The 23,907-nt window shown below is 58.6% G+C and carries 12 protein-coding genes and 2 pseudogenes; 8 read left to right on the top strand and 6 right to left on the bottom strand.

Translation table 11 applies throughout. From position 1 onward, the window contains the following. The first annotated feature begins 7 nt into the window (after positions 1-7). From ACEPAJ_RS08005 to ACEPAJ_RS08035, 7 genes and pseudogenes are all read left to right on the top strand, one after another. Positions 8-271, top strand: a complete 264-nt coding sequence (locus tag ACEPAJ_RS08005; RefSeq protein WP_274087940.1) for a YeaC family protein — start codon at positions 8-10, stop codon at positions 269-271. Then, positions 271-1,107: a DUF2797 domain-containing protein gene (locus ACEPAJ_RS08010; protein ID WP_425914429.1), complete on the top strand. Its 837-nt coding sequence runs from the start codon at positions 271-273 to the stop codon at positions 1,105-1,107. The genes ACEPAJ_RS08005 and ACEPAJ_RS08010 overlap by 1 nt, the downstream gene beginning before the upstream one ends. Before the next feature lie 54 nt (positions 1,108-1,161). After that, positions 1,162-3,822, top strand: a complete 2,661-nt coding sequence (gene pepN, locus ACEPAJ_RS08015) for an aminopeptidase N (protein ID WP_425914430.1) — start codon at positions 1,162-1,164, stop codon at positions 3,820-3,822. A 631-nt stretch (positions 3,823-4,453) separates the two neighbouring features. Continuing rightward, complete coding sequence (locus ACEPAJ_RS08020) at positions 4,454-6,490, top strand: DUF1302 domain-containing protein (RefSeq protein ID WP_425914431.1); 2,037 nt, start codon at positions 4,454-4,456, stop codon at positions 6,488-6,490. An 87-nt stretch (positions 6,491-6,577) separates the two neighbouring features. Continuing rightward, a pseudogene (locus ACEPAJ_RS08025) lies at positions 6,578-7,926 on the top strand (DUF1329 domain-containing protein). A gap of 195 nt (positions 7,927-8,121) precedes the next feature. Beyond that, the gene (locus ACEPAJ_RS08030) at positions 8,122-9,207 is read left to right on the top strand and encodes a WD40/YVTN/BNR-like repeat-containing protein (RefSeq protein WP_425914432.1); all 1,086 of its coding nucleotides are present in this window, start codon (positions 8,122-8,124) and stop codon (positions 9,205-9,207) included. Between the two features lie 15 nt (positions 9,208-9,222). Beyond that, positions 9,223-11,577, top strand: coding sequence for an efflux RND transporter permease subunit (locus ACEPAJ_RS08035; protein WP_425914433.1), 2,355 nt, complete (start codon positions 9,223-9,225; stop codon positions 11,575-11,577). 296 nt (positions 11,578-11,873) lie between these two features. On the opposite strand, the gene ACEPAJ_RS08040 is transcribed toward ACEPAJ_RS08035, so the two are convergent. The 6 genes and pseudogenes from ACEPAJ_RS08040 to ACEPAJ_RS08065 form a co-directional block, all read right to left on the bottom strand. Continuing rightward, on the bottom strand, positions 11,874-13,514 hold the full coding sequence (locus ACEPAJ_RS08040) for a BatD family protein (protein WP_425914434.1): 1,641 nt from the start codon (positions 13,512-13,514) through the stop codon (positions 11,874-11,876). Next, positions 13,511-15,271 (bottom strand): VWA domain-containing protein, encoded by a 1,761-nt coding sequence (locus ACEPAJ_RS08045; RefSeq protein ID WP_425917970.1) that lies wholly within the window; start codon positions 15,269-15,271, stop codon positions 13,511-13,513. The genes ACEPAJ_RS08040 and ACEPAJ_RS08045 overlap by 4 nt, the downstream gene beginning before the upstream one ends. Before the next feature lie 5 nt (positions 15,272-15,276). Further along, positions 15,277-16,304: pseudogene (locus ACEPAJ_RS08050) on the bottom strand (vWA domain-containing protein). Beyond that, a complete protein-coding gene (locus ACEPAJ_RS08055; protein ID WP_425914435.1) occupies positions 16,297-16,791 on the bottom strand; it encodes a DUF4381 domain-containing protein in 495 nt (164 codons plus the stop codon). The pseudogene ACEPAJ_RS08050 and the gene ACEPAJ_RS08055 overlap by 8 nt, the downstream one beginning before the upstream one ends. After that, the gene (locus ACEPAJ_RS08060; protein WP_425914436.1) at positions 16,788-17,729 is read right to left on the bottom strand and encodes a DUF58 domain-containing protein; all 942 of its coding nucleotides are present in this window, start codon (positions 17,727-17,729) and stop codon (positions 16,788-16,790) included. Before ACEPAJ_RS08060 ends, ACEPAJ_RS08055 begins: the two co-directional genes overlap by 4 nt. A gap of 5 nt (positions 17,730-17,734) precedes the next feature. Continuing rightward, positions 17,735-18,694, bottom strand: a complete 960-nt coding sequence (locus ACEPAJ_RS08065) for an AAA family ATPase (RefSeq protein ID WP_425914437.1) — start codon at positions 18,692-18,694, stop codon at positions 17,735-17,737. Between the two features lie 173 nt (positions 18,695-18,867). Here ACEPAJ_RS08065 and ACEPAJ_RS08070 point away from each other — a divergent pair, with 173 nt between their 5' ends. Further along, positions 18,868-23,709, top strand: a complete 4,842-nt coding sequence (locus ACEPAJ_RS08070; RefSeq protein WP_425914438.1) for an NAD-glutamate dehydrogenase — start codon at positions 18,868-18,870, stop codon at positions 23,707-23,709. The last annotated feature ends 198 nt before the right edge of the window (positions 23,710-23,907 follow it).

Here is a 23,907-nt window from a genome sequence, read left to right on the forward strand (position 1 = left end):
AGGCGTCATGTCGTCTTTTATTGAAGCGATTGAAAACATCACCCCTGAGATTTATCAGAGCCTCAAGCTGGCTGTGGAAATCGGCAAATGGCCGGATGGCCGCAAGCTGACCCAAGAGCAGAAAGAACTGACGCTGCAGGCGCTGATCGCCTGGGAAAGCCAAAACCTGCCGGAAGAAGAGCGCATCGGTTATATGGGCCCGCAGGAATGCAGCTCGAAATCCGCGCCAGTGCCCAATCTGTTGTTCAAGTCCTCGGATACCCTGCACTGATGAGCGAGTTAGCCCGCGGTGCCCTGAGCAAAATGGCTGCACAATTGGATGCGCCGGTGCAGTACAGCTTTCGCCTGGGCGATGAGCTTTTGCCAGTTAATCCGCTGATCGGTAAAACCCTGCGCCTGGAATTCCTCGGCGCGATCCACTGCAGTCATTGTGGGCGCAAGACTAAAAGCAGTTACAGCCAGGGCTATTGCTACCCCTGTATGCAGAAACTGGCGCAGTGCGATATCTGCATCATGAGCCCCGAGCGTTGCCACTATGATGCCGGCACCTGTCGCGAACCGAGTTGGGGCGAGCAGTTTTGCATGACCGATCACGTGGTCTATCTGGCCAACTCTTCTGGAGTGAAAGTCGGTATTACCCGCGCCACGCAAATCCCCACCCGCTGGATCGATCAGGGCGCCAGCCAAGCGCTGCCGATTTTGCGCGTCGCCACTCGCCAGCAGTCCGGCTTTGTTGAAGACCTACTGCGCAGCCAGGTGGCGGACAAAACCAACTGGCGCGCACTGCTCAAAGGTGATGCGGCGCCAGTCGACCTTGTCGCCGTGCGCGAGCAGCTGTTTGCCAGTTGCAGCAGCGGCTTGACCGAATTGCAGCAGCGCTTTGGTATTCAGGCCATTCAGCCGCTCAGTGATCAGCCCGTGGTGCAGATTGCCTATCCGATTGAGGGCTACCCGGCCAAGATCACCAGTTTCAATCTGGACAAGAATCCGCTGGCCGAGGGCACGCTGCTGGGCATCAAGGGCCAGTACCTGATGTTCGACACCGGCGTGATCAATATTCGTAAGTACACCGCTTATCAGCTCGCCGTCCACGAACTGGCCGTCTGAGTTTTCCATTCGCCAATCCGGCGCCCGCGCGCCGTAGATAAAGGGCCATACGCCATGCGCACCGAACAGCCGAAGATGATTTACCTCAAGGATTACCAGGTTCCGGATTATCTGATCGATGAAACGCACCTGGCCTTCGAGTTGTTCGAGGACCACACTCTGGTGCACGCGCAGCTGGTGATGCGGCGTAATCCTGCGGCCGGCAGCGGCTTACCGCCGCTGGTGCTGGACGGTCAGCAGCTGGAACTGCTGTCGCTGGTGCTGGATGACCGCGAACTGAGTGCCGCTGATTACCAGCTTAGTGACAGTCACCTGACCCTGCAGCCAACCGCTGCGAGCTTCGTGATCGACAGCAGCGTGCGCATCCACCCCGAAAGCAACACCGCCCTGGAAGGCCTGTACAAATCCAGTGGCATGTTCTGCACCCAGTGCGAGGCTGAGGGCTTTCGCAAGATCACCTACTACCTTGACCGCCCAGATGTGATGAGCAAGTTCACCACCACTCTGAGTGCGGAGCAGCACAGCTACCCAGTGCTGCTGTCCAACGGCAACCCGATTGCCAGCGGTAACGAGGGCGATGGTCGGCATTGGGCGACCTGGGAAGATCCGTTTATGAAGCCGGCTTACCTATTTGCGCTGGTGGCGGGTGATCTCTGGTGTGTGGAAGACAGTTTCACCACCATGAGCGAGCGCGAGGTGGCGCTGCGCATCTATGTCGAGCCGGAAAATATCGACAAATGCCAGCACGCCATGGACAGCCTTAAGAAGTCCATGAAGTGGGATGAAGAGGTCTATGGCCGTGAGTACGACCTCGACATCTTCATGATCGTTGCGGTTAACGACTTCAATATGGGCGCCATGGAAAACAAGGGCCTGAATATCTTCAACTCCAGTTGTGTACTGGCCAAGGCCGAAACCGCCACCGATGCCGCGCACCAGCGCGTCGAAGCGGTGGTTGCGCACGAGTACTTCCACAATTGGTCGGGCAACCGCGTGACCTGTCGCGATTGGTTCCAGCTGTCGCTCAAGGAAGGTTTCACCGTGTTCCGCGATGCCGAGTTCAGCGCCGACATGCACTCGCGCACCGTCAAACGCATTGAAGACGTAGCCTACCTGCGTACCCATCAGTTCGCCGAAGATGCCGGTCCGATGGCCCATCCGGTGCGCCCGGATGCTTTTATGGAGATTTCCAACTTCTACACCCTCACCGTGTATGAAAAGGGTTCGGAAGTGGTGCGCATGATCCGCACCCTGGTCGGTGCCGAGGGCTTCCGCAAAGGCAGTGATCTGTATTTCGAGCGCCATGATGGCCAGGCTGTGACCTGTGATGATTTTATCCGCGCGATGGAAGAGGCCAATGGCATCGACCTGACCCAGTTCAAGCGCTGGTACAGCCAGGCCGGTACGCCGCATCTTGAAGTCAGCGAAAGCTATGACGCGGCCGCCAACAGCTACCGTCTGGCGTTCCGCCAAAGCTGCCCAGCGACGCCGGGCCAGGCGCAGAAGCTGCCTTTTGTGATCCCTGTTGAGTTGGCGTTGCTCGATGCCCAAGGGCATGAGTTGCCGCTGCAATTGGTGGGTGAAGATGCCGCCGTAGCGGGGGCGCGCGTACTGCAGGTAAGCGAAGCCGAACAGGCGTTCACCTTTATCAATGTGGCGGAAAAGCCGCTGCCGTCGTTGCTGCGTGGTTTCTCAGCGCCGATCAAGCTGAGCTTCCCCTACAGTCGCGATCAATTGATGTTCCTGATGCAGCACGACAGTGATGGTTTTAATCGCTGGGAGGCCGGGCAGCAATTATCCGTGCAGGTGCTGCAGGAGCTGATCGGTCAGCATCAACGCGGCGAGCCATTGCTGCTTGATCAGCGCCTGGTCGCGGCCTTCCGTACCCTGTTGGCGGAAGACTCGCTGGATCAAGCCATGGTCGCCGAGATGCTCTCGCTGCCAGGCGAGGCGTATTTGACTCAAATCAGTGAAGTGGCCGATGTCGAGGCCATCCATGCGGCCCGAGAATTTGCTCGCCAGCAGCTCGCCGATGCACTGTTTGATCTGCTGTGGCAGCGTTATCAGGCTAACCGTGAAGTGTCCCGCAATAGCGCCTATGTGGCCGAGGCCGAGCACTTTGCCCGACGGAGCCTGCAGAACATTGCGCTGTCCTACCTGATGCTGAGCGGTAACACTGAGGTGCTGGCGGCCTGTCTGGAGCAGTTTGAAAACGCCGACAATATGACCGAGCGCCTGGCAGCCTTGGCCGTACTGGTCAATTCGCCGTTTGAGGCTGAGAAGGCCGCATCGCTGGCCAGTTTTGCCGACCACTTCAAAGACAATCCGCTGGTGATGGATCAGTGGTTCAGCGTGCAGGCTGCCTGCGCCTTGCCAGGCGCGCTGCAGCGCGTTGAGCAGTTGATGCAGCACCCGGCGTTTACCCTGAAGAACCCTAACAAGGTGCGTGCCGTGATCGGCGCCTTTGCTGGGCAGAACTTGCTGGGCTTCCACCAGGCCGACGGCAGTGGCTACCGCTTCCTGGCTGATCAGGTGATCACCCTCAATGCCCTCAACCCGCAGATTGCCTCGCGCTTGCTGGCCCCAGTGACCCGCTGGGCTAAATATGGCAGTGCCCGTCAGGCCCAAATGAAGGCTGAACTGCAACGCATTCTGGCCTCGGGCGACCTGTCCAGTGATGTCTATGAAGTGGTCAGCAAGAGTCTGGCGGATTAATCGCTGTGGCGTAATTTATGCAACCACGCGCCGCCCAATTAAACGTGAGCGGCCATATCTCGACTGTTTTTGAGTCGTCGGACTAATACTAAAGGTCGATCCTGTGAGCCATGTGCAATGCATCGGCTCGCAAGGTCTTGTTTCAGGCCTTATTGGCAGCGTGAAAGTGTTACTCGGTCTAAGCGGGTAACACTTATCTGTTACCCATCTAATTCTAGCCACCGCTTACGCCGCTTTTATTGGCTGCATGGCTTGACCCTGGCTGAATTGTTTGAACGCTTTGGGCGCTCTATTTCGGGCTTGAGTGGCAAAACGCGCCAGATCGTAGGACAAAAGATGCTATCTGCGCGAGTGTATCGCTTTATTTGTTTGCTGAATGAACAGTCACAGTTCGGTTGCTTGGTTCTATCTCTGTGCGTGGCTATTTTTTATACGACCGTTTGAATTGGCACTATGGTTGCAGGTGTAAGGCAGATTTGACCTCGTGATGGTGTATGCCAAGCAGTGGGGTGCGTGTAAACGCGTTGGGGGTTGCCTTCCAATCAACATTTAAGGTCGTCATCAGTACGGCCATAACGTGCCCGGTGGTTGGGGTGCAAAAAAGATGATCTGTACACGGAGTAACGTTTCGATGGAATTTAAGTCCCGTAAGCCCGTATTGCGTTTTGCGCCTGCCAAGGCAGGTTTTGCGTTTGTTGGCATCCTGCCTCTGCTGGTGGCTGCGCATGCCCAGGCGGTGGAATTCAGCTTCGCCGATAATGAAATCACCGGCTCCATCGACTCCACCGTGTCCTACGGCCAACTCTGGCGCGTACAGGGTCAGGACAAGACCAATAACGACATCAACACCAACGACGGTAACCGTAATTTCGACACCGGTTTGGTTTCCGAAGTATTCAAAATCACCACGGATATGGAAGCGCGCTATCAGAACTACGGCGTGTTTGTCCGTGGTACAGCGTTCTATGACACCCAGATCATGGATAAGCGCAACGACTACCTAAGCCAGAATAATCCCTCGCAGCCGAGCCAAAACACCCCGAACGATTCGAGTTTCACCTATGAGACGCGCCACAAGGCTGGTCGTGGTGCGCAAATCCTCGATGCCTACGTGTATGGCAACTGGGATGTGGCTGACATGCCAGTTACCGGGCGCTTCGGTAAGCAGGTGTTTAACTGGGGCGAAGGCTTGTTCTACCGTGGTGGTATCAACACCACTAACCCTGTGGATGCTGCTAAGTTCCGTCTACCAGGTGCCGAGTTGAAAGAGGTGCTGGTACCGGTTGAGGCGTTGAACTTTAATATTGGCCTCACCGATAACCTATCGATGGAAGCTTTCTACCAGTTCAACTGGAAAGAGTCTGCTATCGACCCGGTTGGCACTTACTTCTCCGAAACCGATTTGTTTGCTGACGGCGGAAATACCGCTTACTCGACGCAAAAAGCTTTGATTCCGCTGGCTGGATTTTATGGTGGCTTGAGTCAAGCAGGGGTAGGTGGTCTGCAGGGTGGGCGTAACATCGATGCCAGTGGCAACATTAAAGTGGCTTCTATCGGTCCGGATATTAATGCTAAGAACGATGGTCAGTTTGGTATAGCGTTTCGTTATATTGCTGAGGAACTGAACTCTACGGAGTTTGGTGCTTATTTTGTTAACTATCACTCTAAAGAACCTACGATTGCGGCAGATCTTGGTGATTATCAAGGTCTGAATTTGGCAGCGATTGGTGCTCAAACGGGTGCTTCGCTTGCTCCTTCGGTTCAAACAGCTGTTGCGGGCGCTGCGGGCGTATCTGTTGCTACTCTGCAGGCCGTCATTGCTAATCCTGGTCTAAATCCGAATCTAGCGTCGGCTTATTCTAATGCCTTGACTAAAGCAGCCCAGACCGCTGCTGGCGGCTTGGCAACTATTGATGTAGCTAACCAAGTGAATGCTCGGCGTGAGTACGCTGAAGACATTCGTATGTATGGCTTTAGCTTCAATACCACTGTGGGTGATGCCTCGGTATTCGGTGAGTTGTCCTATCGCCCGAATCTGCCGATCGGAGTTGCCACAACCAACGACCTGCTTGGTGATTTGCTGTTACAAGCACCGCAGTTAGCTTCAAAAAAGCTGGTCAATATTGGCGGTCAACAGGTTCAGTTAGGTGACGAAATCCACAACGTAAAGCGTGTTGAAGCGTTCAACACCTCGCTGGGTACTATCTATAATTTTGGTCCTGCGTTTGGCTTTGACTCTTTGTTTGGTATCGCCGAGTTAGCGTCAGAACACTTGCGTGGTGACGACCTTCAATACACCGACTTCAACGGTGTGAACCGTTATTACTCTGGTCGTGGCAACAGTTCCTATGTTAGCGGCGGTGATCGTGATGATCAGGTTAATAAAAACGCTTACGGGTACACCTTGGTATTGAGTGGTACTTGGAACGACGTCTATGCCGGGGTAAACGTTTCACCGTACGCCGTCTATAAGGATGACTTCGAAGGTAACTCTTACCAGACGGGTAACTTCATTGAAGGCCGCAAGGCTTATACCCTCGGTGTGAAAGCTAGTTACCTGAATAGCCTGGAAGCTGAGCTGGCATACACCGAGTTCTTCGGTGGTGGCCAGAACAACGGCAGCCGCGATCGCGACAATATTGGCGTCAACGTTAAGTATTCCTTCTAAATATAACTAGAAAATACCGAGTGCCTGCTGGCGCTCGGTTGATGACTTATTTCACGGAGAATCAAGATGCTGAAAAAGCACACGCTGATGGGTGCTGCCATTGCGCTGGCCTTGTCCGCTGGCAGCGCGCTGGCTGCAGTTTCGCCGCAAGAAGCGGCCAAGTTGGGCGCAAGCCTCACCCCGTTTGGTGCCGAGAAAGCCGGTAACGCAGCGGGCACCATCCCTGAGTGGACGGGTGGTATCACCAAAGCGCCGGCAGGTTATACCCAGCCGGGCCAGCACCACGTTGACCCTTTCGCGGGTGATAAACCGCTGTTCACCATCACCAAGGCCAACCTTGACCAGTACAAAGATAACCTGACCCCAGGTCAGATTGCCATGTTCAACACCTACCCAATAGCTACCAGATGCCGGTCTACCAGACCCGCCGCTCTGGCTCGGCGCCGCAGTGGGTGTATGACAACACGCAGAAGAACGCCACCACTGCCAAGCTGCTCGATGGCGGTAACGGCTTCTCCGATGCCTACGGCGGTATTCCATTCCCGATTCCGCAGAATGGTGTAGAGGCGCTGTGGAACCACATTGCCCGCTACCGTGGTACTTACATTGTGCGTCGTGCATCCGAAGTGGCTGTGCAGCGTAACGGCAGCTACTCCCTGGTGACCTCGCAGCAGGAAGCCATGTTCAAGTTCTACGACCCGAAAGGGACCGCAGCCGACCTGAACAACATCATGTTCTACTACCTGTCCTTCACCAAGAGCCCAGCGCGTTTGGCCGGCGGTGCAGTACTGGTACACGAAACCCTCGACCAGGTAAAAGAGCCGCGTCAGGCTTGGGGCTATAACGCCGGTCAGCGTCGCGTCCGTCGTGCTCCGAACCTGGCTTATGACACGCCGATTGCTGCGGCTGACGGCCTGCGTACTGCAGACGACACCGACATGATCAACGGCTCGCCAGATCGTTATGACTGGAAGCTGGTGGGTAAGAAGGAAATCTATATTCCTTACAACAGCTATAAAGTCACCAGCCCGGACGTCAAGTACGAGGACCTGCTGCAAGTGGGTCACCTGAACCCGGCGTTTACGCGTAACGAACTGCACCGTGTGTGGGTAGTTGAGGGCACGCTGAAGTCTGGCTCTCGCCATATCTATTCCAAGCGTACCTTGTTCCTCGACGAGGACAGCTGGCAGGTTGCTGTGGCTGATCAGTACGACGGCCGTGGCGAGCTGTGGCGCGTCTCAATTGCCTACCTGAAAAACTACTATGACCTGCCAACCACCTGGTCTGCGCTGGATACCTTCCATGACCTGCAGGCGCGTCGTTATCACGTGCAAAACCTGGATAACGAAGAGCCAAGCACCATCGACTTCAGCCAGGCCGTGCCGGATGACGGTTACTTCAAGCCTGCTGCGCTGCGTCGCCGCGGTACACGTTAAGCCGCGACACGGTTGAGCAAAAGGCCGCTACTGTTGTAGCGGCCTTTTGCTATTTGTCAGTCGAACAGGGCATGGTAGACGGCCGGGTTTAACAAAACATAACGTCGCGCCGATTGTCAGGCCTTTTGAAAGCTCAGTAGGATAGGCGTACTGCTATAAGCGTAGTGCTACCTATAAGAATAAGGGGGAAGGTATATGAGTGAGCCCGTTATGCGGCGCACCCAGGCCGGTCATGCTGTGGGGTTTTCCCGCACACCGGTGCTCCGCCACTCACCGATAGCCAAAGCGCTGTCGCTGTGCGGTGTGCTATCCATGCTGATGTTGGCGAGTGCGCCACTGCAAGCTGCCAGCGATGAAGGCAGTAAGTTTTCAGTAATGTCTGCCAAAGCCTCAAACACGCTTTTGCTCGATGTAGCCAGCCTCGGTAAGCGCCTGGTCACCGTCGGTGATCGCGGGCATATCCTCTTCTCCGATGACAATGGCGCGAGCTGGGTCCAGGCCAAAGTGCCGACCAAGCAAATGCTCACCGCCGTGTTCTTTATCGACAACAGCCATGGCTGGTCCGTCGGTCACGATGCGCAGATTCTCGCCACTACCGATGGCGGCGCGACGTGGGTTAAGCAATTCGAAGACCTTGAGCGTGAAGCGCCGCTACTGGATGTCTGGTTCAAAGATCGCAACAACGGTTATGCCGTCGGTGCGTATGGCGCCTTGTTGGAAACCAGCGATGGTGGCGCCAACTGGGAAGACATCAGCGACCGCATGGATAACGAAGATGCCTATCACCTCAACGCCATTGTCGAAGTCAAAGACTCTGGCCTGTTTGTCGTAGGCGAGCAGGGTGTGATGTTCCGTTCTCCAGATTGGGGACAGACCTGGGAAACCCTGGAAGGGCCTTACGAGGGTTCGCTGTTCGGTGCTTTGGGCACTGATGAAGCCGGAACGCTGCTGGTCTATGGCCTGCGCGGGCATTTGTTCCGTTCCGCTGACTTCGGTACCACCTGGCAGGCGATCAGCCTGAACACCGCTAACAATGGGCCGCTTGAATTTGGGCTGGCTGACGGTAACCGTCTGGCCGACGGTTCCATTGTGGTGGTTGGGCATGGTGGCACGGTACTCAAGAGCACCGACAACGGCCGCAATTTCAGTGTGACCAATCGTGCCGACCGGCTTTCGCTGGCTGGCGTTGCAGCAATGGAAAACGGCAATCTGATTCTAGTAGGGCAGGGTGGCGTTCACGCTGCTGCACCTACAGGCGCTGATCTGGGCCAACAACAATAAGCCGGGAGCCTTTGCATGAGTAAGCATCAACAACAACCTGCCTCCTTTCTAGAGCGGTTGATCTTCAACAATCGTCCGGCCGTGATTCTGCTGTGCTTGTTGATCAGTCTGTTTCTGTTCTTCCAGGCGGCTCAGGTGCGTCCGCAGACCAGCTTCGAGAAGATGATCCCGCTGGGGCATCCCTACATCCAGAAGATGCTCGAGCACCGTAATGACCTGGCTAACCTGGGCAACACCGTGCGCATCTCGGTGGAAGCGGTGGATGGCGATATCTTCTCCAAGGAGTACATGGAGACGCTGCGTCAGATCAACGACGAAGCCTTCTATATCTCGGGTGTAGACCGTTCCGGCCTGAAGTCGCTGTGGAGTCCTAGCGTACGCTGGACCGAAGTGACTGAAGAAGGCTTTGCCGGCGGCGAAGTGATTCCGCAAACCTACGACGGTTCTTCCGAAAGCCTGGAGGAGCTGCGCAGTAACATCCTCAAGTCCGGGCAGATCGGCCGTCTGGTTGCAAACAACTTCAAATCGAGCATTGTCGATTTGCCGTTGCTGGAGTCCTATGCCGACCCTGAAGACCAGAGCAAGCAGATCCCGCTGGATTACCAGAAGTTCTCCCACGAGCTGGAAGAGAAGATCCGCGACAAGTACGAAGCGCAGAACCCCAACGTCAAAATCCACATTATCGGTTTTGCCAAGAAAGTCGGTGATTTGATCGATGGCCTAATTGGCGTGGCGCTGTTCTTTGCTGTGGCAATCGGCATCACCTTCGTGCTGCTGCTGTGGTTCACCCATTGCTTCAAGAGCACCCTGGCGGTGGTTCTGACCACCCTGATTGCGGTGGTTTGGCAGTTGGGCCTGTTGCATACCCTGGGTTTTGGTCTTGACCCTTATTCGATGCTGGTGCCGTTTCTGGTGTTTGCCATCGGTATTTCCCACGGTGTGCAGAAGATCAACGGTATTGCCATGGCTTCTGGCGAGGCAACCGATTCGCTGTCAGCCGCACGCATGGCCTTCCGTCAGCTGTTTATTCCGGGGTTGGTCGCGCTGTTGTCGGACGCCGTGGGCTTTATCACCCTGTTGTTGATCGACATCGGTGTGATCCGTGAGCTGGCCATCGGCGCCTCCATGGGTGTGGCGGTGATCATCCTGACCAACTTGATTCTGTTGCCGGTGATGATTTCCTATATCGGCATCAGCAAGAAGGCGGTGCAGATCAGCCGTGAAGACGCGGTTAAAGAACACCCGTTCTGGCGCTTTATCTCTAACTGCGCGCACCCCATGGTGGCCCCGATTTCCGTGGTGGTGGCGGTCGTCGCTTTGGCTGGCGGTGTGTGGTACGGGCAGAACCTGAAGATCGGTGACCTTGACCAAGGTGCACCGGAGCTGCATCCGGATTCGCGTTACAACCTGGATAACGACTTCGTCATCCGCAACTACTCCACCAGCTCTGATGTTCTGGTGATCATGGTTAAGACGGCGGCTGAAGGCTGCTCGACTTACCCGACGCTGTCGGCCATGGATGAGTTGATGTGGAAGATGGAGAACACCGAAGGCGTGCAGTCGGCCATTTCCATGGTCACCGTGTCGCGTCAGGTGATCAAGGGCATGAACGAGGGCAACCTGAAATGGGAAACCCTGTCGCGTAACCAGGACGTACTGAACAACTCCATTGCCCGGGCTGATGGCCTGTATAACGGTGATTGCTCAGTGGCGCCGGTGCTGATCTTCCTCACTGACCATAAGGCCGAAACGCTGACGCGTGCGGTTAACGTCGCCGAAGAGTTTGCCAAAGAGAACAACAAGGACGGCCTGGAGTTCATCCTGGCGGCCGGTAACGCGGGTATCGAGGCGGCCACCAATGAGGTGATTGCCGCGTCTGAAACCACCATGTTGATCGCGGTGTATGCGGCCGTGAGCATCATGTGCCTGCTGACCTTCCGTTCGTTGGCCGCGACACTGTGCGTAATCCTGCCGCTGGTACTGACTTCGGTGCTGGGCAACGCGTTGATGGCCTATATGGGCATTGGTGTGAAGGTCGCGACGCTTCCAGTAATCGCCCTGGGTGTGGGTATTGGTGTCGACTACGGCATCTATATCTACAGCCGTCTGGAGACCTACTTGCGTCAAGGTTTGTCGTTGCAGGAAGCCTATTACGAGACGCTCAAGTCGACGGGTAAAGCGGTGCTGTTCACCGGCGTCTGCCTGGCGATCGGCGTGGCCACCTGGATCTTCTCGACGATCAAGTTCCAGGCTGACATGGGCTTGATGCTGACCTTTATGTTCCTCTGGAACATGATTGGTGCGATCTGGCTGCTGCCTGCCCTGGCACGCTTCCTGATCAACCCAGAGAAGCTGCGCAACAAAGCCTGAGCTTGATACGCAGCCCACTAAAAACCGCGGCCCTTGGGTCGCGGTTTTTTATTGCCTGCGGGGTAGATTACAAATGGCTTTTGTCGGCGCGGGGTTGCCCGCGAATCACGCCTACGCCAGTAGCTTCGCGGATAAATCCGCTCCTACATGACTGACGCATAACCCACTAGCTGAGGAAACCTGATAACCGCTGGTGGGTTGCGTGGCGCACAGGTTGTGCAGTTGCTGCGCAGGTCCGGCTCTGCGCCACCCACCCTACAAAAGCGGTGCGCACAGGCTGATGGATTGCATTGCGACTAGCGCGGATACAGCGGTGGCAGGGCGCTGGTGTCTTGGCTGGCGGTGCCCTCGAGGTCTTCTGCGGCGGGTAGGCTACGGATCGCCAGCCACAGGTTACGGCCCTGCCAGTGTTGGCCGCTTTCGCTGTACAGGGCGCCATTCAGGCCGTCGAGGGCGTCGGACAGCGGGGTAAAGCGCGCGGCCATATCAGCAAGGGTTTCCGGCTGTTGGCGGGCCCAGGCATCCAACGCATGGCGGGTCGCTTGCGTGTCGTTGGCCAGGCATGTGCGCTTGAGTTCGTCGAGCAGGTCGCGTGGGTTGGGGCCTGCTTGCTGGTTCGGCAATACGGCCGGCTGGCGGCGCGCACGCCACCAGAGGGTAAAGCCGAGCAGGGTGGTCAGGCTCAGCAGTGCGCTGCTCAACTGCCAAGGCCAGAGTTGTACGGTGGATACGCTGACGGGCCCAGGTCGTGTGGCTTCAACCGCCAGCGTCTCAAGGTTCGGATTGGCGGCGACCTGCAGGGTGCGGGCTGGCAAATTGCTGCGCTCCAGCTGATCGGTGGTGGTGTTCCACCACAGCACTTCAATGGCCGGCAGGGCAATTACCCCCTCACGACTGGCCACCAAGGCTTCGCGTTCTTCGCGGCTACCTATCAGTCCGTTGTCACTGGCTTGATTGGCCAGTTGTGGCTGGTCCGGGTAGCGCCGTAGGCCGCTTACCTGAGTGGCGGGCAATGGCGGTAATTGTGCGCTGGCCAACCCTTCGGCCTTGAGCAGCAGGCTGCGGGTCAGTGAGTCGCCAACCCGCGCCTCGTCTGGTTGCGGGCTCCACACTTCACTTAGGCTCACGGCGCGCGCGGGCAACCAGGGTGCGTCGGCTGGATAGCTGGCCGGCTTGGCCTTCACCTGCAGTGGGATTTCTGGGGACTTAACCCGCACCACCTTGCCCGGCCGGGGGCCGAATGGGTTGTAGGTATTGCTGCTGGCGCGATCAACCGCCGTGGCGGAAAAGGCTTGCGCGGGAATCAATAGCTCGCCGCTTTCTTGGGGGAAGATGGCGTAGCGCAATTCGATCACGCCATGGCGTATGCCATTGATGTCTTTCTCATAGGTGCGCGGCTCACCCAGCGGCTCAACGCGGGCCTGGGGCATCTCGAGCGGGCTCAGGCTGCTGTCGTCGTACAGTGAAACAGAGTGGTAGATCCGCAGCGTCAGCACTGTTTGCGCCTGCACGTAGACGCTTTCCTGATCCAGGCTGGCATCGATAAACACCGGGGCTAAACGGCTGTCAGCGGCGCTCGTGCCTTGCTGCACGTGCAGGGTGATCGGTGTGCTTTGCAACTGGTCAAGTTTCAGCGGTGGTATCACCACATAGCCGCTGTGCTTGGGTTGTAGGGTGATGATCCAGCGAGTACTGGCCTGCGCAGCACTGCCATTGTTGGTCAGGCGATTGACCTGGCGGGTGCCGAGCACCTCAAACAACTCATAGAGTGGCTGCAGGTCGGGTTTACCGAATAGCGTGGTGTCCTGGGACTCAAGCGTGAGTTCGACGCTCTCGCCGGCATTCAGGCGAGTGCGGTCGACAGTGGCGTTCAGGCTCTGCGCGCTGACGTATAGGGCCAGCAGGCTAAGCAAAAGGGTACAGAGCAGTCGGCTCATTGCAGTTGTTCCTGGCGCTGTTGTTGTTCCAGCCTGAATTTACGCCGCAGTAACTCACCCGGATCGTCGGGGATCTGCCGCAGCCATTGTTCCAATGCCTGGCGACGTTCGCCGTCGAGAGTCGGTTCGGCGTTGGCAATTTGTTCTTCACTATCGTCGCCGTCGTCTTCTGCGGGCGATGCAGGCGGTTTTTCTGTGCCGTCGTCAGGGCTGGGTTGTGCGGGCTGCTGGCCCGGTTCTGCAGGTTCTTCCTGAGACTCGCCCTGGGAGGCGGGCGTTTGCTCGGACTGCTGCTGCGCATTTTGTTCGGGCTGGCCAGTTTGCGGCGGTTCACTCGGCGGATTCTGCGCGTCACCGGATTCTTGCGAGTCATCTGATTGATCTTGTTGCTGCTGCTTTTGCTGCAACACGCTTTCCACCAGGGCCTTATTTTTTTGCGCCTGAGTCAGATCAGGCTGCAACTCCAGCGCCTGGGCATAGGCATCGATGGCGGCCTCCAGCTCATTACTGCGCGCCAGGGCGTTGCCACGGTTGTAGTGATCGCTGGCGGTGTCACCGTTGGCGAAACGTTCAGCAGCTGCGGCGTAATCCCCCGCCTGATAGAGCGCCAGGCCTTGCCAGCGCGGGTCATTGAAGCGCTGCGCGGCCTCTGCGGGTTGTTGCGCGTCGAGCAGGCGCTGGCCTTGCTGGTCGGCACGTAGCCAGAGGTCTTCAAAGCTGAAGGCATAGCTGTTCTGCGGCAGGCCCAGCAGCAACAGCGGTAGGCACAGCAGCCAACCGCGGCGTGCGGCGCAGGCGGCGAGTAATAGCAACGGCAGCAGTAGCCAGTGGCTCTGGTCTGCCCAGGCTTGCAGGCGGGTCAGCTCGCCGTCACGGCGCACCTGTTGCGGCGCATCGAGCAGCCCGAGGTTGCGCAAGTCCTGCTCATCCAGCGAAAGGCCCTGGTAGCGGCCGCCCAGTTCACTGGCAAAACGCTTGAGGCCGAAGCTGTCCAGGCGCGGCAGTAGAATGGCCCCTTGGGCATCCTTGAGGAACGAGCCGTCCTCTTGAATGATCGGCGCGCCCTGGGTGCTGCCAATCCCGAGAATGTGCAAGCGTTCGCCACGGCGGCCGAGTGCCTGGGCGATGCCCTGGCGCTCAATTTCGCTGAGGGTGCTGGTCAGCAGCAGTAAGCGGCCGTTGCCTTGGGCGCCCTGTTCGAGCAGTTGCAGGGCCTTAAGCACGGCCAGATCGGCGCGCTTGCCGGGCTCCGGCATGATCCCCGGATTCAGCGCGTCGAGCAGGTTGCGACTGGTGGACAGGTCGTCGGACAGTGGCGCCACGGTGTGCGCGCTGCCGGCATAGACGATGATGGCGGTTTGCGCATCTTGGCGCTGTTCCAGCAGATCGAGCAGTTTGCGTTTGGCCTGGGCCAGGCGATTGGGTGAAGCGTCGCTGGCGAGCATCTCCGGCGTCAGTTCAAGCAGCACCACCAGCGGGTCGGCTGGTTTGGGGTTGTGCTGTTCGATACGTTGCCACGTCGGTCCAAGTAGCGCCAGTACGGCAAGCAACCAGGCCAGGCCGAGGGCTAGCCAGGGCAGGCGGCTGTTGCGTCCACTGCCGGCTGTCAGCAATGCCGCCTGGAAGGCGGGCGGCAGCAAGGCTTGCCAGCGCCCGCTGCGTTTTTCTCGGTGCCAGAGTTTCCACAGCAGCACGCCCAGAAGCGGGATCAGTAACAGCCAGAAGGGCCGTTGCCAGTGCGGCCAGAGGCTGCTCAGTTCGCTCATGATGCTTTACCCCCTTTGGCCAGCCACGTACGCACGCGCTGTTGCAGCGTTGGCCAGAGCGTTTGGCTGACCAGCAGCAGGCTCAGTACAAGGGCAAGGCCCAGTGGCCAGGGATAGAGTGGCAGTGTTGGGCGCGCCAGGGTTGGTTTTTGTGCCACTGGCTCCAGGCGGTCCAGAGTGGCTTCGATAGCTTGCAGTTCGTCGCTGTCACGGGCACGGAAGTATTCGCCGCCGGTGGCATCGGCAATAGCACGCAGGCTTGGCTCGTCCAGATCGATACCGGGGTTGAAACCAAGCATGCCCAATACGCCGCCTTGCTCAGGGTCGGCGCCGATACCGATGGGGTAGATGGTGATGCCTTCCTCGGCAGCCAGGCGCGCGGCGGTCATCGGGTCAATTTCACCGCCATTGTTGGCGCCGTCAGTCACCAGCACCAGTACCCGGCTTTGCGTTGGGCGTTCGCGCAAGCGTTTGACCGCCAGGCCAATGGCGTCGCCGATGGCTGTTTGCGGGCCAGCAATGTTGATTTGCGCTTCATCGAGCCAGGTGTGCACGGTTTGCCGGTCAAAGGTCAGGGGGATTGCAGGTAGGCGCGGCTGCCAAACAGGATCAAGCCGACGCGATCACCCTGGCGGCCGTCGATAAAGTCGCCGAGCAGGTGTTTGATCAAGGTCAGGCGACTGACGTCCTGATCTTCCCAGGTCATATCCGAGTAGTCCATGGAGCCGGAGACATCCACGGCCAGCAACAGGTCGCGGCCACTGGCTGGCAGCGGCAGGGGTTCACCGAGCCATTGCGGGCGGGCGCAGGCGAGCAGCAGTAACAGCCAGATCAGCACAAACGGTGCCTGTTGGCGCATGGCCGGCAGACGTGGTCGGGCGCGACGGCCACTGAGGCTTTCCAGTTCAGCCAGAAAGCTGACTTTCAAAGCGGCTTCGCCACTGTCCGCAGGGGGTAACCAGGCGCGCAGCAGCCAGGGCAAGGGGGCGAGAAGAAAGACCCAGGGCCAGGCAAATTCAAACATGTTTGCGAATCCAGATCGCCACTGCCTGATTAAGACCGGCGATGGCCTTGTCGTCCAGGCTGCAGTGCGGGCGATAGGCGCCTTCGACCAGAATCATCCAGCGGGTCAAGCCCGCAGCTGGGCAGCGGCTGTCGAGAAAGGCCAGCCAGGCGCGGCTGCTCAGGGTGTGGCTGTGGTTTTGTGGGTAGCGCTCACGGCATAGGCGTTTAAGGATGGCATTAAGCTGCTGTAACCAAGGGCCGGCTTCGGCACCGTCGTAGGGTTTGGGCAGTTGTTCGAGTTCGATCAGGGCGGCCTGGCGTAATGGGTCGAGAGGGGCATCACGCTCGGCCTTCTTTGCTGTGTGCGGCAGGCGTTTGAGCAAGGTGGCGGCTGCCCACAACAGTAGCGGCAGCAGCAGGGCGAGCAGCCACCAACCCGGCGCCGGTGGCCACCAACTGATCGCCGGCGGTGCGATCAGCGGTTCGAGTTGATCCAGCGGATTCACAGCGCTTTCCTTGAGCGCTGAACATTCAGGTGTTCGCGCAATTGTTCGATCATTTCGCTTTGCGTGCTCAGTGGCAGCAAGGGCACGCTGAGCTTCTGCGCCAGGCGTTGCCAGCGTGCCTGACGGGCATCGGCCAGGCTGCGGTAGGCCTGGCGCAGCTCGGCATTCTGGGTGTCGAGCTCCAGTTGCGCGCCCTGTTCGCTGAAGCGCAGCAGGCCAGCATTGGGCAGGGCATGGTCGAGCGGATCGGAAAGCGGCAGCAGCAGCAGGTCGGTGTGCCGCGCGAGCAGCTGTAGCTGCTGCTCGCTGCTGTCGTTCAGTGTGCGCTCATCACACAGCACCACCACCAGGCTGCCCGGGCGCAGCACTTCGCGGGCACGGCGCAGGGCCAGGCCAAAGCTGTCGCGCTCGCCTTGGCTGTCGTTACTCAGGGCTTGGTTGGCTTTGGCCAGGCGACTGAGCAGTTGCAGCAGGCTCTGCTTGCTGCGCCGTGGTTTGACTTCGTGGTGTTCCTGATCACCGAAGACCAGGCCGCCGATGCGGTCGTTGTGACCCAGCGCCGCCCAGCCAATCAGGCTAGCCGCTTGGGCGGCGAGGACCGATTTAAGCATCAGCCCGGAGCCGAAGAACAATTGTCGGCTTTGTTCGACCATGATGTAGATCGGCCGCTCGCGCTCTTCATGGAATAGCTTGGTGTGCGGCTCCTGGGTCCGCGCGGTCACGCGCCAGTCGATGGTGCGCACATCGTCGCCGGGCTGATAAACGCGCACCTGGTCAAAGTCGACACCGCGCCCACGTAGCTTGGAATGGTGCAGGCCAATCAGCGGGCTGCGCTGTGCGGGGGTGGAGAACAGCTGCACTTCACGCACACGGTGGCGCATCTCGATCAGTTCACCGAGGCTGACGCGAATGCCAGGCTGCGTGGGTTGGTCATGCATGGGGCTTAGGCGACCGCCACAACGTCGAGAATGCGCTGCACCACGCGATCCTGGTCGATACCGGCGGCCTCCGCTTCAAACGACAGAATAATGCGGTGACGCAACACATCGAATAGCACGGCCTGGATATCTTCCGGGCTGACGAAGTCGCGCCCGGCCAACCAAGCGTGGGCGCGTGAGCAGCGGTCCAGGGCAATCGAGCCGCGCGGGCTGGCGCCGTAGGCAATCCACTCGGCCAGCTCGGGGTCGAACTTGGCCGGAGTGCGCGAGGCCATCACCAGTTGCACCAGGTATTCCTCCACCGCATCGGCCATGTACAGGCCGAGGATTTCCTGGCGCGCGGCAAAGATCGCCTGCTGGCTAACCAGCTGCTCGGGCTTGGTTTCGCCGTTGAGCGCTTCGCCACGCGCTTGGGCGAGGATCTTGCGTTCCACGCTGGCGTCCGGGAAGCCGATCTTCACGTGCATCAGAAAGCGGTCGAGCTGGGCTTCGGGCAGTGGATAGGTGCCTTCCTGCTCAATCGGGTTTTGCGTGGCCATCACCAGAAACAGCGGCGACAGGTTGTACGTACTGCGCCCGACGCTGACCTGGCGTTCGGCCATGGCTTCGAGCAGCGCCGACTGCACCTTGGCCGGCGCCCGGTTGATCTCATCGGCCAGCACTAGGTTGTGGAAGATCGGCCCCTGCTGGAACACAAAGCTGCCGGTCTCCGGGCGATAGATCTCGGTGCCGGTAATGTCGGCCGGTAGCAGGTCCGGGGTGAACTGAATACGGTGGAATTCGGCTTCAATGCCTTCGGCCAGTTCCTTGATCGCCTTGGTCTTGGCGAGCCCAGGTGCGCCCTCAACCAGCATGTGGCCATCAGCGAGCAAGGCAATCAGCAGCCTTTCGATGAGTTTTTCCTGGCCGAGGATCTGGCTTGAAAGAAAATGTCGCAGCGCGATAAGCGCTTCACGGTGTTCCATCGTTAAGCTCATCCGGCAAATGTGACCAGCGGGTCGTGAGACTCGCCAGAGTTAAGTGGCAGCCACTTTAATGCAATCGCTGCCTCCTAGACTAACGTTGAACAACAAGGTTGTGGCGAAGATCCTTTTCGCGGCTGCCCCTGATCGAATTACAAGCCAAATGGAGCACACCCATGGCGTTCTTTACGGCGGCCAGCAAAGCCGATTTTCAGCACCACCTGCAAACGGCCCTGGCGCAGCACGTCAGCGAACAGGCTCTGCCACAAGTAGCCCTGTTCGCCGAACAATTCTTCGGCATCATCGCCCTTGAGGAGCTGACCCAGCGTCGTCTCTCTGATCTGGTCGGCTGTACGTTATCGTCCTGGCGGCTGTTGGAGCGTTTTGCATCGAGCAAGCCTGAGGTGCGGGTCTTCAACCCCGATTATGAGAAGCACGGCTGGCAGTCCACCCATACAGCGGTGGAAATTCTGCACAGCGATATTCCCTTCCTGGTCGACTCGGTACGCATGGAGCTGAACCGTCGCGGTTACAGCATCCACACTTTGCAGAACAGCGTGTTCAGCGTGCGCCGCAATAAAAGCGGCGTGCTGCAAGAAATTCTGCCCAAAGGTGCCCAGGGCAAGGATGTGCAACAAGAAGCGCTGATGTTCCTGGAAATTGACCGCTGCTCCAGCGCCAGCGAGCTGAAAGTCCTGGAAAAAGCCCTGCACGATGTATTCGCTGATGTGCGCCTGAGTGTGGTGGATTTCCAGCCGATGAAGGACAAGGCCAAAGAGCTGCGTGCCTGGCTTGATAAGGCCAAGCTCAAGGTTGAAGGCGCTGAGCTGGAAGAGGTCAAGGTGTTCATGAGCTGGCTGCTCGATGACCACTTCACCTTCCTCGGTTATGAAGAGTTCACTGTTGCCGACAGCGTTGATGGCGGCAGCATTGTCTATGACGAAAAATCCCTGCTGGGGCTGTCTAAGCGCCTGCGCAGTGGCCTGACGGCCGAAGACACGCACATTGAGCCGGAGGCGGTCTGCTACCTGCGTGAAGCGCAGTTGCTGTCGTTTGCCAAGGCGGCGGTACCGAGCCGCGTGCATCGCCCGGCTTATCCGGACCTAGTGTCGATTCGTGAGCTGGACAGCACCGGCAAGGTCATCAAGGAATGCCGCTTTATGGGCCTCTACACCTCATCGGTGTATGCCGAGAGCGTGTGGAACATCCCCTATATCCGTCGCAAAATTGCAGTCATCGAGCAGCGCTCGGGCTTTGATAGCAGCGCTCACCTGGGCAAAGAGCTGGCTCAGGTGCTGGAAGTACTGCCGCGTGATGACTTGTTCCAGACCTCGGTGGATGAGTTGTTCAACACCACCATGTCGATCGTGCAGATTCAGGAGCGCAATAAAATTCGCGTATTCCTGCGCCGCGATCCTTATGGTCGTTTCTGCTACTGCCTGGCCTATGTGCCGCGTGATGTGTACTCCACCGAGACCCGGGTAAAAATCCAACAAGTGCTGATGGATCGTCTGCAGGGGATTGATTGCGAGTTCTGGACCTTCTTCTCCGAGTCGGTGCTGGCGCGGGTGCAGTTTATTCTCAAGGTCGACCCGAAGAACCGTGTGCAGATCGACCCTGTGCGTCTGGAAAAAGAAGTCATCCAGGCCTGCCGTTCGTGGAAGGACGATTACACCAGCTTGATCGTCGAGAGCCTCGGCGAGGCGCAGGGCACGGAAGTGCTCAGCGAGTTCCCGGATGGCTTCCCGGCGGGCTACCGTGAGCGGTTCGCCCCGCATTCGGCGGTGGTGGACATGCAGCACCTGCTCAGCCTGAACAGCGAGCGTCAGTTGGTGATGAGCTTCTACCAGCCGCTGACCCAGGGCGAGCAGCAGTTGCACTGCAAGCTCTACCACGCCGATACGCCGCTGCCGCTTTCAGACGTGCTGCCGATTCTGGAAAACCTCGGCCTGCGTGTTTTGGGTGAGTTCCCTTACAAGCTGCGCCGCGCTGATGGCCGCGAGTTCTGGATTCACGATTTTGCCTTTACCTATGCCGAAGGCCTGGATGTCGACATCCAGCAGCTTAACGACACCCTGCAAGACGCCTTCGTTAAAATCGTCGGCAGTGCGGCAGAGAATGACGGCTTCAACCGTCTGGTGCTGATGGCCGCCATGCCATGGCGTGATGTGGCGCTGCTGCGTGCCTACGCCCGCTACCTCAAGCAGATTCGCCTGGGCTTCGACCTGAGCTACATCGCCAGCACCTTGGTCAATCATGCGGATATCGCCAAGGAACTGGTGCGCCTGTTTAAGACGCGCTTCTATCTTGCGCGCAAGCTCACCGCCGAAGACCTGGAAGATAAACAACAGAAGCTTGAGCAGGCGATTCTCGCCGCGCTGGATAACGTCGCGGTGCTTAACGAAGACCGCATCCTGCGCCGCTACCTGGACCTGATCAAAGCCACTCTGCGCACCAACTTCTACCAGACCGATGCGGCGGGGCAGAACAAGTCCTACTTCAGCTTCAAGCTGAATCCCCGCGCCATTCCGGAGATTCCACGGCCAACACCGAAGTTCGAAGTCTTCGTCTATTCGCCACGGGTTGAAGGCGTGCACCTGCGCTTTGGCGACGTCGCCCGTGGCGGCCTGCGCTGGTCGGACCGTGAGGAAGACTTCCGCACTGAGGTGCTGGGCCTGGTCAAGGCGCAGCAGGTGAAGAACGCGGTGATCGTGCCAATGGGCGCCAAAGGCGGCTTTGTGCCACGCCGCCTGCCGCTGGGTGGTTCGCGTGATGACGTGTTGGCGGAAGGTATCGCCTGCTACCGCATCTTCATCAGCGGGCTGTTGGATATCACCGATAACCTCAAAGAGGGTGTCGTGGTACCGCCGCAGAATGTGGTGCGCCACGACGGTGACGATCCTTATCTGGTGGTGGCCGCCGACAAAGGCACCGCGACCTTCTCCGACATTGCCAACGGTATTGCTGCCGATTACGGCTTCTGGCTGGACGATGCGTTCGCCTCGGGCGGCTCGGCAGGTTACGACCACAAAGGCATGGGCATTACCGCTAAAGGCGCATGGGTCTCGGTGCAGCGGCATTTCCGCGAGCGCGGCATTGATGTGCAGAAAGACAACGTCACGGTCATCGGTATCGGCGACATGGCCGGCGACGTATTCGGCAACGGCCTGCTACTGTCGGAAAGCCTGCAGCTGGTGGCGGCTTTCAACCACATGCATATCTTTATTGACCCCAACCCGGACGCGGCCAAGAGCTTTGTCGAGCGTCAGCGCCTGTTTGATCTGCCGCGCTCCAGCTGGACCGACTATGACGCCCAGTTGATCTCAGCTGGCGGCGGGATCTTCCTGCGCAGCGCCAAGAGCATCCCGATCAGTGCACAGATGAAAGAGCGCTTCGACATCAGTGCCGACAAGCTGGCACCGACCGAGCTGCTCAACGCCTTGCTCAAAGCACCCGTGGATTTGTTGTGGAACGGTGGGATTGGCACCTACGTTAAATCCAGCAAAGAAAGCCACGCCGATGTGGGCGACAAGGCCAACGATTTGTTGCGTGTAGACGGCCGCGAACTGCGCGCCAAGGTGGTAGGCGAGGGCGGTAACCTCGGCATGACCCAACTGGGGCGCGTTGAATACGGTCTTAATGGCGGCAAGAGCAACACCGACTTTATCGACAACGCCGGTGGTGTGGACTGCTCTGACCACGAAGTGAACATCAAGATTCTGCTCGGCGAAATCGTTGCTGCGGGCGACATGACCGGCAAGCAGCGTAACAAGCTGATGGTGGAAATGACCGATGCCGTTGGCGGCCTGGTGTTGGGCAACAACTACAAACAGACCCAGGCTTTGTCGATGGCCGAACGCCGCGCACGTGAGCGCGTGGGTGAATATAAGCGTCTGATGTCAGCGCTAGAAACCGCAGGCAAGCTGGACCGCGCCCTCGAGTTTCTGCCCTCGGATGATGAACTCAACGAACGCGCCGCCAATGGGCTGGGCCTGACCCGGCCGGAGCTGTCGGTGCTGATCTCCTACAGCAAGATTGACCTCAAGGAGTCGCTGCTCAAATCCCTGGTGCCGGATGACGAGTACCTGGCGCGGGAAATGGAAACTGCCTTCCCGCCCCTGTTGGCGGAGAAGTTTGGCGAGCCGATGCGTCGCCATCGCCTCAAGCGCGAAATCGTCAGCACGCAGATCGCTAACGATCTGGTTAACCATATGGGCATCACCTTCGTGCAGCGCCTGAAGGAGTCCACGGGCATGAGCGCGGCGAATGTGGCCGGCGCGTATGTGATTGTGCGTGACCTGTTCCGTCTGCCGCACTGGTGGCAGCAGATCGAAGCGCTGGATTCCAAGGTGCCCGCCGAGTTGCAGTTGCAGTTGATGGATGAGCTGATGCGCCTGGGCCGGCGTACCACCCGCTGGTTCTTGCGTAACCGCCGTAATGACTTGGACGCGGCACGTGATGTGGCGCACTTCGCACCGCGTATCGAGGCCTTGGTCGGCCGTTTGGACGAACTGCTTGAAGGCCCAGCCCGTGAACAGTGGCTGGCGCGCTTCCAAGCGTATGTCGAAGCGGGCGTGCCGGAAGAGCTGGCGCGTGTGGTCGCGGGCACCAGCCACCTGTACACCCTGTTGCCGATCATCGAAGCGTCAGATGTGACGGGGCAGGAGCCCGCACGTGTGGCCGCTGCGTACTTCGCCATTGGCGGCTCGCTGGAGTTGTCCTGGTATCTGCAGCAGATCACCAGCCTGCCGGTGGAAAACAACTGGCAAGCGCTGGCCCGTGAAGCCTTCCGCGATGACCTCGACTGGCAGCAGCGCGCGATTACCGTGTCGGTGCTGCAAATGACCGATGGACCGGTGGACATCGAAGAGCGTGTGGTGGTGTGGCTGGATCAGCACCGTCGCCTGGTGGATCGCTGGAAGCTTATGCTCGGTGAGCTGCGCGCAGCCACCAACACCGATTACGCCATGTACGCCGTGGCTAACCGTGAGTTGATGGATCTGGCACAAAGCGCCTGATGTAAACACCGCAGGCCTGGCCTGCGCTGTTTCTGCCCCAATAAAAAGCCCCGCCTAGTGCGGGGCTTTTTATTGGGGCAGGTCTGGCGTAAACCTTGACGCACTTGCTCTAGTGCGTAGCCCGGATGTAATCCGGGAGTGGTTGTTCGGCCCGCAGAACTTTCCCTGATTGCGTCCGGGCTACAAGAAAATGCCGCT

It is taken from the genome of Pseudomonas sp. GWSMS-1, from assembly GCF_049847425.1.
Classification (GTDB): domain Bacteria; phylum Pseudomonadota; class Gammaproteobacteria; order Pseudomonadales; family Pseudomonadaceae; genus Aquipseudomonas.

Excerpts from the sequence above, each read along its gene's own strand:
- ACEPAJ_RS08005 (WP_274087940.1), top strand. The coding sequence starts at position 8 with ATGTCGTCTTTTATTGAAGCGATTGAAAACATCACCCCTGAGATTTAT.
- ACEPAJ_RS08010 (WP_425914429.1), top strand. The coding sequence starts at position 271 with ATGAGCGAGTTAGCCCGCGGTGCCCTGAGCAAAATGGCTGCACAATTG.
- pepN (WP_425914430.1), top strand. The coding sequence starts at position 1,162 with ATGCGCACCGAACAGCCGAAGATGATTTACCTCAAGGATTACCAGGTT.
- ACEPAJ_RS08020 (WP_425914431.1), top strand. The coding sequence starts at position 4,454 with ATGGAATTTAAGTCCCGTAAGCCCGTATTGCGTTTTGCGCCTGCCAAG.
- ACEPAJ_RS08030 (WP_425914432.1), top strand. The coding sequence starts at position 8,122 with ATGAGTGAGCCCGTTATGCGGCGCACCCAGGCCGGTCATGCTGTGGGG.
- ACEPAJ_RS08035 (WP_425914433.1), top strand. The coding sequence starts at position 9,223 with ATGAGTAAGCATCAACAACAACCTGCCTCCTTTCTAGAGCGGTTGATC.
- ACEPAJ_RS08040 (WP_425914434.1), bottom strand. The coding sequence starts at position 13,514 with ATGAGCCGACTGCTCTGTACCCTTTTGCTTAGCCTGCTGGCCCTATAC.
- ACEPAJ_RS08060 (WP_425914436.1), bottom strand. The coding sequence starts at position 17,729 with ATGCATGACCAACCCACGCAGCCTGGCATTCGCGTCAGCCTCGGTGAA.
- ACEPAJ_RS08065 (WP_425914437.1), bottom strand. The coding sequence starts at position 18,694 with ATGGAACACCGTGAAGCGCTTATCGCGCTGCGACATTTTCTTTCAAGC.
- ACEPAJ_RS08070 (WP_425914438.1), top strand. The coding sequence starts at position 18,868 with ATGGCGTTCTTTACGGCGGCCAGCAAAGCCGATTTTCAGCACCACCTG.